Annotated in this window: 15 protein-coding genes, 1 pseudogene and 1 other annotated feature; of the genes and pseudogenes, 15 read left to right on the forward strand and 1 reads right to left on the reverse strand. The window is 43.9% G+C overall.

The genetic code is table 11. The features are described from left to right. The 3 genes from GPK60_RS03145 to xerD all read left to right on the forward strand — a co-directional run. Positions 1-219 (forward strand): zinc ribbon domain-containing protein (locus GPK60_RS03145; RefSeq protein ID WP_215658838.1); only part of this gene is annotated, 219 nt, incomplete at its 5' end. A 237-nt stretch (positions 220-456) separates the two neighbouring features. Beyond that, positions 457-1050 carry a hypothetical protein gene (locus GPK60_RS03150; protein ID WP_215658839.1) on the forward strand — a complete coding sequence of 198 codons (594 nt, stop codon included), beginning with the start codon at positions 457-459 and terminating at the stop codon, positions 1048-1050. Positions 1051-1350: 300 nt separating this feature from the next. Further along, the gene (gene xerD, locus GPK60_RS03155) at positions 1351-2238 is read left to right on the forward strand and encodes a site-specific tyrosine recombinase XerD (protein WP_022118901.1); all 888 of its coding nucleotides are present in this window, start codon (positions 1351-1353) and stop codon (positions 2236-2238) included. Between the two features lie 52 nt (positions 2239-2290). Here xerD and GPK60_RS03160 read toward each other — a convergent pair whose 3' ends face one another. Beyond that, entirely contained in the window at positions 2291-2767 is a 477-nt protein-coding gene (locus tag GPK60_RS03160; protein WP_147631108.1) for a bifunctional precorrin-2 dehydrogenase/sirohydrochlorin ferrochelatase, read from the reverse strand. A gap of 368 nt (positions 2768-3135) precedes the next feature. Between GPK60_RS03160 and thiE the strand changes: the two genes are divergently transcribed. The 12 genes and pseudogenes from thiE (at position 3136) to tyrS (ending at position 14857) form a co-directional block, all read left to right on the forward strand. Further along, on the forward strand, positions 3136-3774 hold the full coding sequence (gene thiE / locus GPK60_RS03165) for a thiamine phosphate synthase (RefSeq protein WP_215658840.1): 639 nt from the start codon (positions 3136-3138) through the stop codon (positions 3772-3774). Between the two features lie 48 nt (positions 3775-3822). Further along, positions 3823-4617 (forward strand): bifunctional hydroxymethylpyrimidine kinase/phosphomethylpyrimidine kinase, encoded by a 795-nt coding sequence (gene thiD, locus GPK60_RS03170; RefSeq protein ID WP_215658853.1) that lies wholly within the window; start codon positions 3823-3825, stop codon positions 4615-4617. Between the two features lies 1 nt (position 4618). Next, positions 4619-5188, forward strand: a complete 570-nt coding sequence (gene thiW, locus GPK60_RS03175; RefSeq protein ID WP_346727705.1) for an energy coupling factor transporter S component ThiW — start codon at positions 4619-4621, stop codon at positions 5186-5188. A 6-nt stretch (positions 5189-5194) separates the two neighbouring features. Beyond that, complete coding sequence (thiM, locus tag GPK60_RS03180; RefSeq protein ID WP_215658841.1) at positions 5195-6028, forward strand: hydroxyethylthiazole kinase; 834 nt, start codon at positions 5195-5197, stop codon at positions 6026-6028. A gap of 169 nt (positions 6029-6197) precedes the next feature. Beyond that, positions 6198-7244: pseudogene (locus tag GPK60_RS03185) on the forward strand (3-deoxy-7-phosphoheptulonate synthase); the annotation flags it as partial. Between the two features lie 131 nt (positions 7245-7375). Further along, positions 7376-7849 carry a ribonuclease HI gene (rnhA, locus tag GPK60_RS03190; RefSeq protein WP_147631111.1) on the forward strand — a complete coding sequence of 158 codons (474 nt, stop codon included), beginning with the start codon at positions 7376-7378 and terminating at the stop codon, positions 7847-7849. Positions 7850-7852: 3 nt separating this feature from the next. Further along, positions 7853-8719: an ABC transporter permease gene (locus tag GPK60_RS03195; RefSeq protein WP_215658842.1), complete on the forward strand. Its 867-nt coding sequence runs from the start codon at positions 7853-7855 to the stop codon at positions 8717-8719. A 71-nt stretch (positions 8720-8790) separates the two neighbouring features. Next, complete coding sequence (locus tag GPK60_RS03200) at positions 8791-10074, forward strand: polysaccharide ABC transporter ATP-binding protein (protein WP_215658843.1); 1284 nt, start codon at positions 8791-8793, stop codon at positions 10072-10074. 619 nt (positions 10075-10693) lie between these two features. Then, the gene (locus GPK60_RS03205; protein WP_215658844.1) at positions 10694-11074 is read left to right on the forward strand and encodes a BlaI/MecI/CopY family transcriptional regulator; all 381 of its coding nucleotides are present in this window, start codon (positions 10694-10696) and stop codon (positions 11072-11074) included. 3 nt (positions 11075-11077) lie between these two features. Continuing rightward, positions 11078-12214 (forward strand): M56 family metallopeptidase, encoded by a 1137-nt coding sequence (locus tag GPK60_RS03210; protein ID WP_215658845.1) that lies wholly within the window; start codon positions 11078-11080, stop codon positions 12212-12214. 222 nt (positions 12215-12436) lie between these two features. Next, positions 12437-13084, forward strand: coding sequence for a hypothetical protein (locus tag GPK60_RS03215; protein ID WP_173865546.1), 648 nt, complete (start codon positions 12437-12439; stop codon positions 13082-13084). Positions 13085-13241: 157 nt separating this feature from the next. Beyond that, positions 13242-13552: a binding site (T-box leader), on the forward strand. A 72-nt stretch (positions 13553-13624) separates the two neighbouring features. Then, entirely contained in the window at positions 13625-14857 is a 1233-nt protein-coding gene (tyrS, locus tag GPK60_RS03220; RefSeq protein WP_147631114.1) for a tyrosine--tRNA ligase, read from the forward strand.

Here is a 14857-nt window from a genome sequence, read left to right on the forward strand (position 1 = left end):
CAGTTAGAATATAAGGCAAAGTGGAATGGCAGGAAATATGTCAAAATAGATAGATTCTATGCCAGTAGTCAGCTGTGTTCAGTCTGTGGATACCAAAATACAGAGACAAAAAATCTATCAGTAAGGGAATGGACATGTCCTGTCTGTGGAACAAATCATGACAGGGATATCAACGCAGCAAAAAATATACTGGAAGAAGGATTAAGACAAATAGCATAAAAATAACAATATAGGGCAGGGATTGGCTTTAGACAATGGGTAGTTCACGTTGTTTTGCAATGAAGGAAGCAGTTTTGCTCAGTTTCAGGCATAAAACATGCAGCGTACTGTATAAAGTAGAAGGAAAGATAAACGCTTCGCAAGGAGGCCGAAGGCATTCTTGAATGTTCCACGGACAATGGCTTTGTATTGACCGGAACGGAGAAGCTATAAAACAGTGAAAGTAGGGTGCAGATCATGCGATTGAAAAAGCCGGATCAAAAATTTCTTCTTTTCTGTGCGATATCGATGCTGACAGGGATTCTGGCGGGGATTTTTCTTGCAGTAAAATGCAGAACCGGCAACGGTGCAGCCGGGATTTTCAGTCCGTACTATTTAAAAGAATATGCCTATCTGGATATTGATCGCAGAAAACTGATGCTGATCGTGGCAAAAGAGAGGGGGAAATGGCTGCTGCTTTTGTGGGCACTCGGATTCAGCACGGTGGGAAGATTCTGTATTTATCTGTTTCCGGCAGTCTGGGGCGTGATCGGGACTTTATTTCTGGCACAGGCGTTTGCCGGTATGGGGATTGCCGGGATCGGACTGGGACTTTTATTTCAGGTGCCGCAGATCCTGATCTATGTGCCGCTGTTTCTGTGGATGATGGAAGAAGCAGACAAAAAAAGCAGACAGTTTGCGTATCTTCGGAAGATCGGGACGGCAGGGAAGAACAACAGGCGGTATTTTCTGTGCTTTTTTGTGGCTTTGTCGGTACTTTTTTTGGGAATTTTGACGGAAAGTTACGCAGGCTCCGGGCTTGTTCAGATGATTTTAAGAATTGTTTACTAAAAGAACAGCAAAGTTATGTAAAATAATCACTATATCTGGTAGAAAAACAAAGGGAGAATCAGGATGTTGTAGGAACAAAAAACCCCAAAATTTCGGCATTTTTCCCTATTTGCAAGCAACAAAAAAATGATTATACTTGGAAATATGGAATAGATTGGAATTTAGTGTTTTTGTGACCTTGCGTTGTGGTTTATGTGAACGCAGAGTGCCATGTGAGTGCAAAGAACGGAACAGTCTGAATGGCATTTTTTGAGAAGCACATCACAAAAACAGAGATTTTATGCAACAGGGAGGGAAACGATGGAACAGGTAATGCCGGATTTTATTACATATCTGACAAATGAGCGGAATGCATCCAAAAGTACTGTGTCTTCTTACTGCCGGGATCTGGAAAGAATGTTTCAGTTTCTCGACGGAAAAGGCATCAAAAAGACGGATGATGTCACGCCGATCAGTCTGAATTCTTACATCCTTTATCTGGAGAAAGAGGGATTTTCGATTTCAACTGTATCCAGAAATGTGGCATCCATGAAGGCATATTTTCACTATGCATTTGGACGCAGGCTGATCGAGAAAGATCCGACCAGAACAATCAAGGCACCGCATATCGAGAAGCGGGTGCCGGGCGTGCTGACGCAGGAGCAGGTGACACGGCTTTTGGAGCAGCCGTCACGAAACACAGCCAAAGGCATCCGTGACAAAGCGATGCTGGAGCTTTTATATGCAACCGGAATGCGGGTGTCGGAGCTGATCGCAGTGCAGATGGAAGATGTCAATTTCAGCCTGGAGTATGTTGTCTGCCGTGATGCAGAGCGTTTGCGGGTGATCCCGCTTGGCGGAAAAGCAAAAGAAGCACTGAAATTTTATCTGAAAGAAGCAAGAGACAGGCTGCTTTGCGGAAAAAAAGGGAATTATCTGTTTGTGAACTGTCAGGGAAATTCGATGAGCAGACAGGGATTCTGGAAAAATCTAAAAGAGTATGCAAGGAAAGCCGGGATTGAAGAAGATATTACGCCGCACACCTTCCGTCACAGTTTTGCGGCACATCTGGTGGAAAACGGAGCCGACCTTCGCGATGTGCAGGAGATGTTGGGCCACTCGGACATCTCGACAACGCAGATCTATATGGAGATGGCAGCAGGAAAAGTCAGAGCTTCCTATAAGAAGGCACATCCGCGGGCAGATTAATGCCTGGATGAGCCATAAACAGAAAGTTACAGATAGTAATGGATATCGGAAATTATTTTAATTCTTCTTCCGGGAAAATGCTGCGAATCTTTTCGACGGTTTTGCGGGCTTCTTTATGGTCGGAGCCGCTGGCGGTCACGCCGACGACAACGTTGCCGTTCTGTACGATGCCCGGAAAATAAAAATCACATTTTGTTTTATCACTACAGACATTTACGGTGATCCCCATGCATTTGCATGCACTGTAGATGTCTGAATTGATCTGATGGTCGTTTGTGGCAGCAATCACATAATCGGCATCATAAATATCTTCGCGTTCGTAGTTTTTTCTTTTGATCCTGAGCATCCCGGCTTTCTCCATATCCAGAAGCTCCCGGTTGACTTCCGGTGCAATGACTGTGAGATGGTTGGTAAAAGAAACCAGTGTGCGGATGCGTCTCTTGGCGATCGTTCCGGCACCGACTACGACGATCTGTTTCTCATTTAAATCTACAAAAAGCGGAAAATAAGGTTTTTTATCGTTTGACATGTTCTACTCCTGTGTTACATAATATGGGCATTTTGATTTTTTAACCCTGGCATCATTATGATGTGGGTGTCAAAAGTCCCCAACTATGATGCCTACGGATTGTTCCGTGCGTTGCACTCCCACAATCCTCCCCAGTATTCGCATATCGTGGGATTATCATCCCACTTTTATGCTCATATCGGGGCGGGTTCCAAGGTCTTTCATCCACCTATGAGCAAGCTCATGTGGATTTAGACCTTTTAACCCTGGCATCATTATATAATAAAAAAAAGTACTGGTCAAAGTTTTTTGCGGAAAATTCTGTGGACAGAAAGGAGGGCTGCGGTATAAAATGAAACGGAGCAGCAGAAAAATCGGGAGGCGATGGCGTGAATTTTACAAAAAAAAGTTTAAGACTCTATGCAGTGACAGACCGTAGCTGGCTTCATGGAGAAACCCTGTATGAACAGGTGGAAAAGGCATTAAAAGGCGGCGTGACTTTGGTGCAGCTGCGGGAAAAGGAACTTTCGGAAGCGGATTTTGAGCAGGAGGCAAAAGAACTGCTGGAGCTTTGCCATAAATACAACGTAAATCTGATCATCAATGACAACGTGGCACTGGCGGCAAAAGTCGGGGCGGACGGCGTGCACATCGGTCAGTCGGACATGGGGGTGGAAAAGGCGAGAGCCATCCTTGGAAAGGAAAAGATCATCGGTGTGACGGCAAAGACGGTGGAGCAGGCAAAGGCAGCGGAAGCGGCCGGGGCAGATTATCTTGGCAGCGGAGCCGTGTTTGGAACCAGCACCAAAAAAGATGCAAAACCGATGAATCATGCACTTTTACAGGAAATCTGCGAGAGCGTGAAGATCCCGGTGGTGGCAATCGGAGGCATTGACGGCGGCAACATTCTTTTGCTGAAAGGCAGGAAAATGGCAGGTGTGGCAGTGGTGAGTGGTCTGTTTGCCTGTGAAGATATCAAAAAAGCGGCAGAAGATCTGCGAGAGAAAGCAGACAGGATCTGTGAATAAAAGATAAAAGCAAATTCACCTGAAACAGAAAGAGGAATGCATATGAAAATGAAAACAGCACTTACAATCGCCGGAAGCGATTCTGGCGGCGGAGCCGGTATCCAGGCGGACATCAAGACAATGATGGCAAATGGTGTGTATGCGATGAGTGCGATCACGGCACTGACGGCACAGAATACCACAAAAGTAGCAGATATTATGGAAGTGACACCGCAGTTTCTGGCAGAGCAGCTGGACTGCATTTTTACAGATATCCGGCCGGATGCGGTAAAGACCGGCATGGTTGCCTCCGCAGATCTGATTCGGACGATCGCCGGGAAACTGACGGAGTATCAGGCGGAAAATATCGTGGTCGATCCGGTCATGGTTTCTACAAGCGGAGCAAGACTGATCAGTGAGGAGGCCATCGAGACGTTAAAAGAAAAGCTGTTCCCGCTGGCAACGGTGATCACGCCGAACATTCCGGAGGCAGAAGTGCTGGCGGATATGGAGATCGAGACAGTGCAGGATATGGAAAAAGCAGCAGAAGTGATCGGAACACGGTATGGATGCTCCGTTCTTTTAAAGGGCGGTCATCAGAAAAACGATGCCAGCGATCTGCTCTGGCAGAAGGATAAGAAGCCGGTGTGGTTCCATGGAGTGCGGATCGACAATCCAAACACGCACGGAACCGGATGTACGTTTTCTTCTGCAATCGCATCCAATCTTGCGAAGGGCAGAGATCTGGAAACTTCGGTCGAGGCGGCAAAACGCTATATTTCCGGGGCACTGGCAGCGATGCTGGATCTTGGATTTGGCAGTGGTCCGATGAATCATGGATTTGCGATAAAGGAAGAGTGGTAACATGGATAACGCAAAAAAGAAAAATAATAAGATGAATAATCATTCATACAACGAGAAATACAACAGCAGGAGCAGAATTGAAAAGCTGACACTGACGGCTCTGTTTACGGCGATCGCAGTGGTCGGCAGTATGTTTTCCTTCCCTATATTCGGGTCAAAATGTGCACCCGTGCAGCATCTGGTCAACGTTCTGTGTGCAGTGACAGTCGGACCGTGGTGGGGACTTGGACAGGCATTTTTAGCGGCACTGATCCGCAATCTGACCGGGCTTGGAAGCCCGCTGGCATTCCCTGGAAGCATGTGCGGGGCACTGCTTGGCGGACTTTTGTATCGCTATGGGAAAAAACTGCCGTTTGCCTACATCGGAGAAGTGTTTGGAACGGGCATCATCGGCGGCATGCTTTCTTATCCGGTGGCATCTCTGATCATAGGAAATCAAAGTGCAGCACTGTTTACATTTGTTGTGCCGTTCCTTGTCAGTACCTGCGGCGGTACGGTCCTGGCAGCTGTGATAACCGTTTCGATGGCGAAAATGGGTGTGCTTGCTAAGCTGCAGAACGGAGAAGTGTAGATGCGGATGGAGATTTCAGATCAGAAAAATACCGGAATTTTTGCGGAAAAGATTGCTTCGCTGCATCAGGAAATACAAAACAGGCGTCCGCTGGTGCAGTGCATCACCAATGCAGTGACCGTCAATGACTGTGCCAACATTTTGCTGGCAGCCGGTGCGTCCCCGACCATGGCACATCATCCGCAGGAGGCTGCTGAGATTTCCGCGGGGTGTGATGCACTGGTCTGCAATTTCGGGGCGATTGCGGATTATGAAGCGATGAAAAGTGCGGCACTTATGGCAACAAAGCTGGGGCATCCGATCGTGATCGATCCGGTCGGTGTATCCGGCTCCACTTACCGCAGGACAAAATGTATTGAGCTGATAAAAAAAGCCGGGGCGGACTGCATCCGAGGTAATTATTCGGAGATTGCGGCACTGATCAAAAATGACAGAACGGTTGTCGGGGTGGATGCCATGCAGCAGCAGATCGATACACAGGCAATGCAGGAATTTGCCAGACAGAACAGACTGTTTCTGTGGGCATCCGGAGAGACGGACATTCTGACGGACGGCGAACGTCTGTGGTACTGTAAGAACGGTGATCCGCTGATGGCAAGGATCACAGGCAGCGGGTGTATGTCCTCGGCACTTTTAGGAGCCTTTCTTTCAATCGAAAATTCGCTGGAAAGTGTGGCGGCGTGCTGTGCATTTGTCGGTTTGGCAGGGGAGCTTGCGGCAGAAAAAACAGCTCAGGCACAGGGTGGAACGATGACCTTTCGCCTACAATTTATAGACACAATTTCGCTTATTTCATCACAAAACGAAATATTTTTAAAGAATAAGATCATAATTCCATAATTTTTAGCGAATAAAACAGGGTGGATATTTATACAAGTTGTGATATAATAGACTGGAATTGTTTTCGTGGATATCGTTTCGTGGAAAAGTCTGCTTTCGGTATCAGAAGAAAATAGAATTCCTGCTTTTAAAAAGCAGGCACGAAAGCTGAATTTAGAATAAAACAGATGAGGAGAATGACATGAGTTTCGAATTTATCAAAAAATTACCGACTCCGCAGGAGATCAGAGAAAAATATCCTCTGTCAGAAGAACTGGCAGCAATCAAAAAAGCAAGAGATGAGGAGATCCGCAAGGTGTTTACCGGAGAATCCGATAAATTCCTGGTGATCATCGGACCTTGTTCTGCAGATAATGAAGAGGCAGTTCTGGATTATGCAGGCCGCCTGGCAAAAGTAAATGAAAAAGTCGGCGACAAGCTGATCCTGATTCCGCGTATTTATACAAACAAACCGCGTACAACAGGTGAAGGATATAAAGGAATGATGCATCAGCCGGACCCGGAGAAAAAACCGGACCTGCTGGCAGGACTTCTGGCAATCCGTAAAATGCATATTCATGCAATCGAGCAGACCGGTCTTACCGCAGCAGATGAAATGCTGTACCCGGAAAACTACAGATACTTATCTGACCTGCTTTCTTATGTAGCGATTGGAGCACGTTCTGTAGAAGACCAGCAGCATCGTCTGGTAGTCAGCGGCATGGACGTACCGGCCGGTATGAAGAACCCGACCAGCGGCGACTTAAGCGTTATGCTCAACTCTGTTGTTGCAGCACAGTGCAGCCACAGCTTTATTTACCGTTCCTGGGAAGTGAAGACAACCGGAAACGAACTGGCACATACCATTTTACGTGGAGCTGTAAACAAACACGGCAACTGCATCCCGAACTACCACTATGAAGACCTGAACCTGGTAGACCGTCTCTATAAAGAGAGAAATCTCAAAAACCCGGCTGTTGTTGTGGATGCAAACCACTCCAACTCCAACAAACAGTATGCAGAACAGGTTCGTATCGTGAACGAAGTGCTTCACAGCCGCAACCTGAATCCACACATCAAAACACTGGTAAAAGGTGTGATGATCGAAAGTTACATCGAAGGTGGAAATCAGAAGATTGGATGTGTACCGCACATCTACGGCAAATCCATCACAGACCCATGCCTTGGATGGGATGATTCCGAGAAACTGATCTACTCTATTTATGATCTTTGCTAAAGAGTATGTAAGAGGACTGGGAAAGGATAGCTTCCTGATATCCCAGGTCTCTGAAAAGAAAGCCGCCGTCCCGGGGATTGGCGGCTTTCTGTGACCTTATCTTAGAAAAGTAGTTCACTAGGAGGAAAAAGATGTTTGTAAAAATTTTTACAGATGGTGCAGCAAGAGGAAACCCGGACGGACCGGGCGGTTACGGAACAATCCTGCAATATATCGACAGCAAAGGTGTGCTGCATGAGCGGGAATACAGCCAGGGATATGTACGGACGACCAACAACCGCATGGAACTGATGGCAGCAATCACCGGTTTGGAAAAGCTGACCAGACCATGCGAAGTGCAGCTTTATTCGGACTCCAAATATCTGACCGATGCCTTTAATCAACACTGGATTGACGGCTGGCTGAAAAAAGGCTGGAAACGAGGCAAAAATGAACCTGTTAAAAATACAGATCTCTGGAAACGCCTGCTGAAAGCAAAGGAGCCGCATCAGGTGACTTTTATCTGGGTAAAAGGACATGACGGACACCCGGAAAACGAACGCTGCGATACCCTTGCGACCACGGCGGCAGACGGAACGGATCTCATTGTGGATGAGGGAGTATAAATTATGAGACAGGCAGAAAAAGTCGATCTTGGATCAGACGACTGGACGATGGAGATACGCCCTTATGCTTCGGCATTTCATTTTCCGATAAAAGAACTTTGGGAATACCGGGATCTGCTGTTTCTGTTTGTGCGGAGAGATTTCAAAACGATGTACAAACAGACCATTTTGGGCCCGGCGTGGATACTGTTAAGCCCGCTTTTGACAACGGGGATGTTCAGTCTGATCTTTGGCAGGATCGCCGGAATATCCACCGATGGGACGCCTGCATTTTTGTTTTATATGGCAGGCAATATTCTGTGGAACTATTTTTCAAGCTGCTTAAGTGCGGCATCGAGTACCTTTATTGGTAATGCCGGACTGTTTGGAAAAGTATATTTTCCAAGGATTGTTGTTCCGGCATCATCCGCTGTCTCTAAACTGATCACATTCGGTGCACAGTTCCTGCTGTTTCTGATCCTGTTGTTTTGCAGCCTTGGAAGCGGTCAAGTAAGAATCACCTGGCTGTGTCTGATGACACCGGTCTTGCTTGTGATGCTGGCATTGCTCGCAATTGGCACCGGAATGATCCTGGCATCCCTGACGGCAAAATACCGCGATCTTCAGGTGTTGGTCGGATTTGGGGTTCAGCTGTGGATGTATGCCAGTCCGATTGTTTATCCGCTTTCACAGATTCCGGGAAAATGGAGAATACTGCTTAGTCTGAACCCGGTTGCGTACATTGTGGAATGTTTCCGTTATGGCTGGCTTGGAAGCGGCATTGTTTCCATACCGAACCTGATGATCGGGCTGGGGATCATCCTGCTGATTTTGTTTGTCGGAACGGTGATGTTCAATAAAACACAGCGAAATTTTATGGATACCGTCTAGCATCATAGCATGGAAAATTGCCAGGCGTACAGCGAGCAGCATTTATGCCGGGGCTCAGAAAGGGAAAAGAAATGGAAGAAAAAGAAGTTGTGATCCGTATCCGCCATCTCTCAAAAGAATATCGGCTTGGCGTGATCGGACGGGGGACACTTCAGAGGGATCTCCAGAGCTGGTGGGCAAGAAAACGTGGGAAACCCGATCCAAATCAGCGGATCGGACGCAGAGAATATACTTCAAAAGAGTGTTTTTATGCACTGGAAGATGTTTCCTTTGATGTGCACAGAGGAGAACGGATCGGTGTGATCGGTGCAAATGGTGCAGGAAAATCAACACTGTTTAAACTGCTGGCACGTGTGACGGCACCCACCGAAGGAGCCATCGGCGTAAAGGGAAGGATTTCCAGTATGCTCGAAGTAGGAACCGGGTTTCACGGAGAACTGACCGGGCGGGAGAATATTTATCTGAACGGAGCCATCCTCGGAATGAAACGACAGGAGATCGATGCCTGTATCGATCAGATCATTGCATTTTCCGAATGTGAAGAATTTATCGATACTCCGGTCAAACGTTATTCCAGCGGGATGTACGTGAAACTGGCATTTGCTGTAGCGGCACATTTAAATTCCGAACTGCTTTTGATGGACGAAGTTTTAGCAGTTGGAGATATGCATTTTCAGAAGAAATGTCTGGATAAAATGACACAGCTCTCAAACGATGAGCAGAAAACTATTCTCTATGTATCCCACAATATGGAAACCATCCGCACACTCTGCAACCGCTGCATTGTCCTGGAGAAAGGACATCTTGTTTTTGACGGCGAACCGGAAGAGGCGATCGCAAAATATCTGGGTGATGTTGTGCAGATGAAATTACACTATACTTATGAAGCAGATGCAAATGACCGCAGGACCACCGGAAAAATGCAGTTTACAAGCCTTGATATCAAGAAGAGCAATCAGGTAACGGCAAAAGAAGGAATCGGATTTTCCGTGGCATTTCGAGTGCAGGAAGCGATTGCAGATCTGCATCTTCGCTGTACCATCCACAGTATGGATGGCCAGGCAGTGGGCACATCCGTTTCCGAAGGGATTGGAGCTTTTGAAAAAAATACTTCGGCGAGCGTGAGGATTCACTTTGATACCACAAGCCTTGCAAAAGGAGAATATGTGGCAGAGCTGGCGGCCGTGGAACCGATGGGCGGCGGAAGACAGTGGCGGCATGCCTGGCTGGAACATGCCTTTGCGTTTGAGATTACAGAAGATGCATTTGGACAGTACAGCCTGAACCGCAATGCAAAAAAATGGGGTTATACCGTTTATCCGGATCTGAAAATCGAAAAATGTGAGAGAAAGTAGAAGAAGCAAAAAGGAAATCGTTATAATATCAGTGAGAGTTGATGTTATAACGATTTTTTGTTGGGAAAAATTATCAGACAAGTTGCTGATGAGATGGTTGCAGAAAAAATAGAATAGATAGTATCGGTTTGAAACTGGACAACTGTTATTTCAAAACAGATTACATTTAGTACTATTTCTAAGTTCAAAGTGGTGTTTGGTTGTTAGATCAAGCACCATTTTTCTGTTAGTTTTATTTTTTCAAATAAATTAAACACAGATGATATGGAGTTTTTATTTTTTATAGATAGCGTTGTAATTAAAGATTCTTTTTGTTATCAGTTGACCTGACTAAAATTTGCATAAGTTTAAATGCTTAAACAGGTTATATAAATAAAAATAATGTATTGTAATTGCAAGAGACACCTTTTTTTATGATTGTTGTAAATATTTGTTTTATTACTTTTGCCATATAATTCATGAAAATAAGATGTCTTTTTTGTACAAAATTATTAAAATGCTTATTTATAGAAGAATATTGGTATTTTTAGACTTGACAAATGAAATTAAAAAAATTAAAATAAAACCACAGTAAATAATTTAAATTAATAATAAACTAAATGAATGAAAGTGAGAAAAAATGAAAGAGCTTACAAAAAGTGAAGGACAGATGATGGATATTTTTTGGGATAGTAAAAAAATGTTAACCAGTGTAGACATTGTTGAAATGAGGGTGAAAGCAACATGGACAAACGGACTTGTTCATAACATTTTACGTTCTCTTATTCAAAATGGGTATTTGAAAGAATGTGGCATGAAACAATATGGACGACAATATGCAAGAAAATTGATGCCGACTTTGACAAGAGAAGAGTATCTTGCAAAGCTTATCATGAAAAAAAGTGAAGGAAAAAGTTCAACGAAACAGGTGATGGTGGCTTTGGCAAAAGAAAATGCGGATATTGAACAAACAATATCGGAACTGGAAGAAATTATTCAGAAATTAAAAGAAGGACAGTAAGATATGAGATTGGATATTGCTTCTTTATCTATGGCGATTTTGTGGAATATCATTTTTATTTCCGTTGTTTTTGTGATGGAAAAGAAAAAGGCATATACAAGCAGAAAAGGAATTCAAATAATACTGATATTTTATTTATTGGGAGTTATTCGAATGTTATTTCCTGTTGATTTTCAACCATCAATAGGGATTCCAATATCAAAAGGAGTTTTTCCGGTCGTTAATAATGTTTTAGGTCTTGAAGAGCATAGTTTTTTAGGGGTAGATTTTAATATAGCGAATGGAATTGTTATTTTTTGGAGTGCGATAGCGATTATTTTAATGTTGAGATATTTTACGGAATATCGACAAATGCATCGACTGTTTCAAAAATGTTCAGTGATAGATGAAATGTGTGAGCCTGTCATTGAACAAATAAAACTGAAAAAAAAGATAAAAAAGAAAATATCAGTGTATCGGAATTCAGCCATTGCGATTCCATGTGCAGAAGGAATATTCCGATTGAACATTTACTTGCCTAAATGTGAATATTCAGAGGAAGAATTATACTACATTTTACTTCACGAGTGCACTCATTTTGCTAATGGAGATTTATACATAAAATGGTTAACACAGATTTGTCGTTGCCTGTGCTGGTGGAATCCATTAGTTTATAAAATGCAGGATATGTTAGAAAAGAATCTTGAGATTCGGTGTGACCTGACTGTGACAGAAAATCTTGAGCAGATAGAGCAGATAACATATTTGGAGACTATTGTCAAAGCTTTAAAAAATATAGAAAAAAAGAACAACAGTGGTATTTTATATGGAGTTCAGTTGACAAATCGAAACGGAAAAGAATTAAAGGAAAGGTTTGAAATTATTTATAAAAATCGAAAAAATAAAACAAAGAAAAGTCAAAAAATGAAATGTCTTGCTATGTTTTTGATAATGATGATTTTTTCCTATGTAATTATGATAACACCAGCATATTATCCAGCGGAAGAAGAAATTATAACAGGGGAAGGAATTGAAGAGATGACAACGAAGAATACATATATTTTGAAAGAAGGTGAAAAATATTATACTATTCATAAAAGTGAGATTCGTGGAAAAATTGAAAAAGAAGAACTTTCTTCAGAGGAAGTGAAAGAAATATAAAAACATTTAGTACGTGGACAAAAGAAGCAGGTATATATGATGGATCAAAGTGGAATAGATATGATTCGTACGTTAATACTGGTAGTAAAAAGTATAAAAGAGCTACAAAAGCGAAAGTGAATTATCCGTTTTGGGTATGCTGTACAGGAGCAGTTATACCTACATATTCTGGTTCTATATCATTTGCACTCAAAACAAAATAGTAGGAAAGGTTGGATCTATATGAAAAAAAGAAAACTTGCAGCGGGTATCGCAGCCGCAGCTCTGGTGGCAGTTCTTTCTGTTTCGGCAGTTTATGCAGGAAATCAGGGAAAATCGGTTTCGGCACTTTGGGGTGAAATTTTAAAACAGTCGGCAGATGAAGAAAAAATAAACACACAGAGTGCAGACGACGAACCGCTCTATGCAGTCGGAAAAGATGTCTCAATCACGATGAAAGAATACGAGCAGGTCAAATCTTTTTATAAATTAAAAAGTGAAGATGACGGGCAGGCGGCGAAAGATGCGGATAAAGAGATCAAGCAGTACAATGCACTTTACGCAGCGGCAGTCAAAAACGGCTATTCTGTGACGGATGAGCAGGTGCAGGCATATATAGAAGATATGAAGCTACAGCTCGAAAGCGTGGACAACAGCGAAGATATTCAAGACGTGATCGACCAGTTTGATTCGGAGGATGATTACTGGGCATATGAATTTACCGTATACCAGAAACAGCTGCCGATCCAGAATTATGTGTCAGCGTTAAATGATGAGTATAATGAGAAAGCGGTAGATTCTTCCTCAGAAGAAGCACAGGAAGAATGGGACACTTATTTTGAAAATCTGAAAGATAAACTTGTAAAAGAGCAGAATTTTCAAAATCAATAATAAAAAGGAAATGAGAAACCGCAGGAACCGGGCGAACACCGGAAAGCAGTCTTGACAAATGAAAACCCGCTTATTATAATGAGGATAATGTCAAAATTGTGGAAGTACGGGAGAAAAACAGAATCTTTCTGACATCCGCATGAGACATAAAAATGAGGCAAAGGCTGTGAAGGAAAGAAGTAACAGAACAACTGCACAACAGAGAGTTGCCGGCCGGTGAGAGGCACAGATGCGGTTCCTGCGAATACATTCCGGAGCTCTGCACCGAACACAGAAGTGTAAGTAGGCTGCAGCGGAGTGACATCCGTTAACAACGTTAAAGTATTGCTGTGGATAGGTAAAAAATTGCGAAGAACAGCAAAAGGATTTTAATGAAAGGATTCCGATGGCAGTACTTACTGAGGCAGTCTGGTGTGAGCCGGCTGTGAATAAAGGTGGTAACACGAGATTTCAGCTCTCGTCCTTTTCGTATAAGAAGGGCGAGGGCTTTCTACGCTTTTACGCCCTTGGAAAACAAAAAGTCTAAGGAGGAATCAAACGATGGAACAGAACGTATTTGACGTCCTGAAAGAAAGAGGATTTATTGAGCAGACAACGCACGAAGCAGAGATCAGAGAGCTTCTGGGCAAAGAAAAGGTAACATTTTACATTGGATTTGATGCAACCGCAGACAGCCTGACCGCAGGACATTTCCTGACGATCATGGCAATGATGCACATGCAGAGAGCAGGTCACAGACCGATCGCCCTGCTTGGCGGCGGAACCACAATGATCGGTGACCCGTCCGGCAAATCCGATATGCGAAATATGATGACAAAAGAAAAGATCGATTACAATGCAAAGCGTTTCCATGAACAGCTTTCCAGATTCATCGATTTTGACAATGACAAGGCGATCATCGCAAACAATGCAGACTGGCTGCTGGATCTGAATTATGTAGAATTCCTGCGTGAAATCGGGGTACATTTCTCAGTCAACAAAATGCTGACTGCAGAGTGCTACAAACAGAGAATGGAAAGAGGACTGACGTTCTTCGAGTTCAACTACATGCTGATGCAGTCCTACGATTTCCTGAAACTGAACCAGCTGTACGGCTGCCAGATGGAGCTTGGCGGAAACGACCAGTGGTCCAACATTCTGGGCGGTGTTGACCTGATCCGAAGAAAAGAACAGAAACCGGCTTACGGCCTGACCTTCAAGCTGCTGACCACCAGCGAGGGCATCAAGATGGGCAAGACCATGAAGGGTGCAGTATGGCTGGACCCGGAGAAGACTTCCCCGTACGAATTCTACCAGTACTGGAGAAACATCGAAGATGTCAAAGTAGAAGAATGCTTAGGCCTTCTGACATTCCTTCCGATGGAAGAAGTAAGAAGACTGGGTGCACTGGAAGGTGCAGAGATCAACAAAGCAAAAGAAGTGCTGGCATACGAGATTACAAAGATCGTACACGGCGAAGAAGAAGCAGAGAAAGCACAGACTGCTGCAAGAGCACTGTTTGTACAGGGCGGCAAGACCGCAGATATCCCGACTACTTCTTACCCGGCAGCAGAGCTGGAAGAAGGCAAAGATATCCTGACACTTCTGGTGGATACCAAACTTGCAAAGAACCGTTCGGAAGCAAGAAGACTGGTAACACAGGGCGGTGTTTCTGTCAATGATGTAAAAGTAACGGATTTTGCAAAAGTATTTACCAGTGCAGATTTTGATGAAGACGGCGTTCTTCTGATCAAAAAAGGCAAGAAAGGCTATCATCAGATAAAAGCTGACTAA

It is taken from the genome of Ruminococcus sp. MCC718 (assembly GCF_018783905.1).
In the GTDB taxonomy this organism is placed as follows: domain Bacteria; phylum Bacillota; class Clostridia; order Lachnospirales; family Lachnospiraceae; genus Hominisplanchenecus; species Hominisplanchenecus faecis.

Bases quoted from the DNA above. Each gene is read 5' to 3' on its own strand.
- GPK60_RS03150 (WP_215658839.1), top strand. From the start codon at position 457: ATGCGATTGAAAAAGCCGGATCAAAAATTTCTTCTTTTCTGTGCGATA.
- xerD (WP_022118901.1), top strand. From the start codon at position 1,351: ATGGAACAGGTAATGCCGGATTTTATTACATATCTGACAAATGAGCGG.
- GPK60_RS03160 (WP_147631108.1), bottom strand. From the start codon at position 2,767: ATGTCAAACGATAAAAAACCTTATTTTCCGCTTTTTGTAGATTTAAAT.
- thiD (WP_215658853.1), top strand. From the start codon at position 3,823: ATGAAAACAGCACTTACAATCGCCGGAAGCGATTCTGGCGGCGGAGCC.
- thiW (WP_346727705.1), top strand. From the start codon at position 4,619: ATGGATAACGCAAAAAAGAAAAATAATAAGATGAATAATCATTCATAC.
- thiM (WP_215658841.1), top strand. From the start codon at position 5,195: ATGGAGATTTCAGATCAGAAAAATACCGGAATTTTTGCGGAAAAGATT.
- rnhA (WP_147631111.1), top strand. From the start codon at position 7,376: ATGTTTGTAAAAATTTTTACAGATGGTGCAGCAAGAGGAAACCCGGAC.
- GPK60_RS03195 (WP_215658842.1), top strand. From the start codon at position 7,853: ATGAGACAGGCAGAAAAAGTCGATCTTGGATCAGACGACTGGACGATG.
- GPK60_RS03200 (WP_215658843.1), top strand. From the start codon at position 8,791: ATGGAAGAAAAAGAAGTTGTGATCCGTATCCGCCATCTCTCAAAAGAA.
- GPK60_RS03205 (WP_215658844.1), top strand. From the start codon at position 10,694: ATGAAAGAGCTTACAAAAAGTGAAGGACAGATGATGGATATTTTTTGG.
- GPK60_RS03210 (WP_215658845.1), top strand. From the start codon at position 11,078: ATGAGATTGGATATTGCTTCTTTATCTATGGCGATTTTGTGGAATATC.
- GPK60_RS03215 (WP_173865546.1), top strand. From the start codon at position 12,437: ATGAAAAAAAGAAAACTTGCAGCGGGTATCGCAGCCGCAGCTCTGGTG.
- tyrS (WP_147631114.1), top strand. From the start codon at position 13,625: ATGGAACAGAACGTATTTGACGTCCTGAAAGAAAGAGGATTTATTGAG.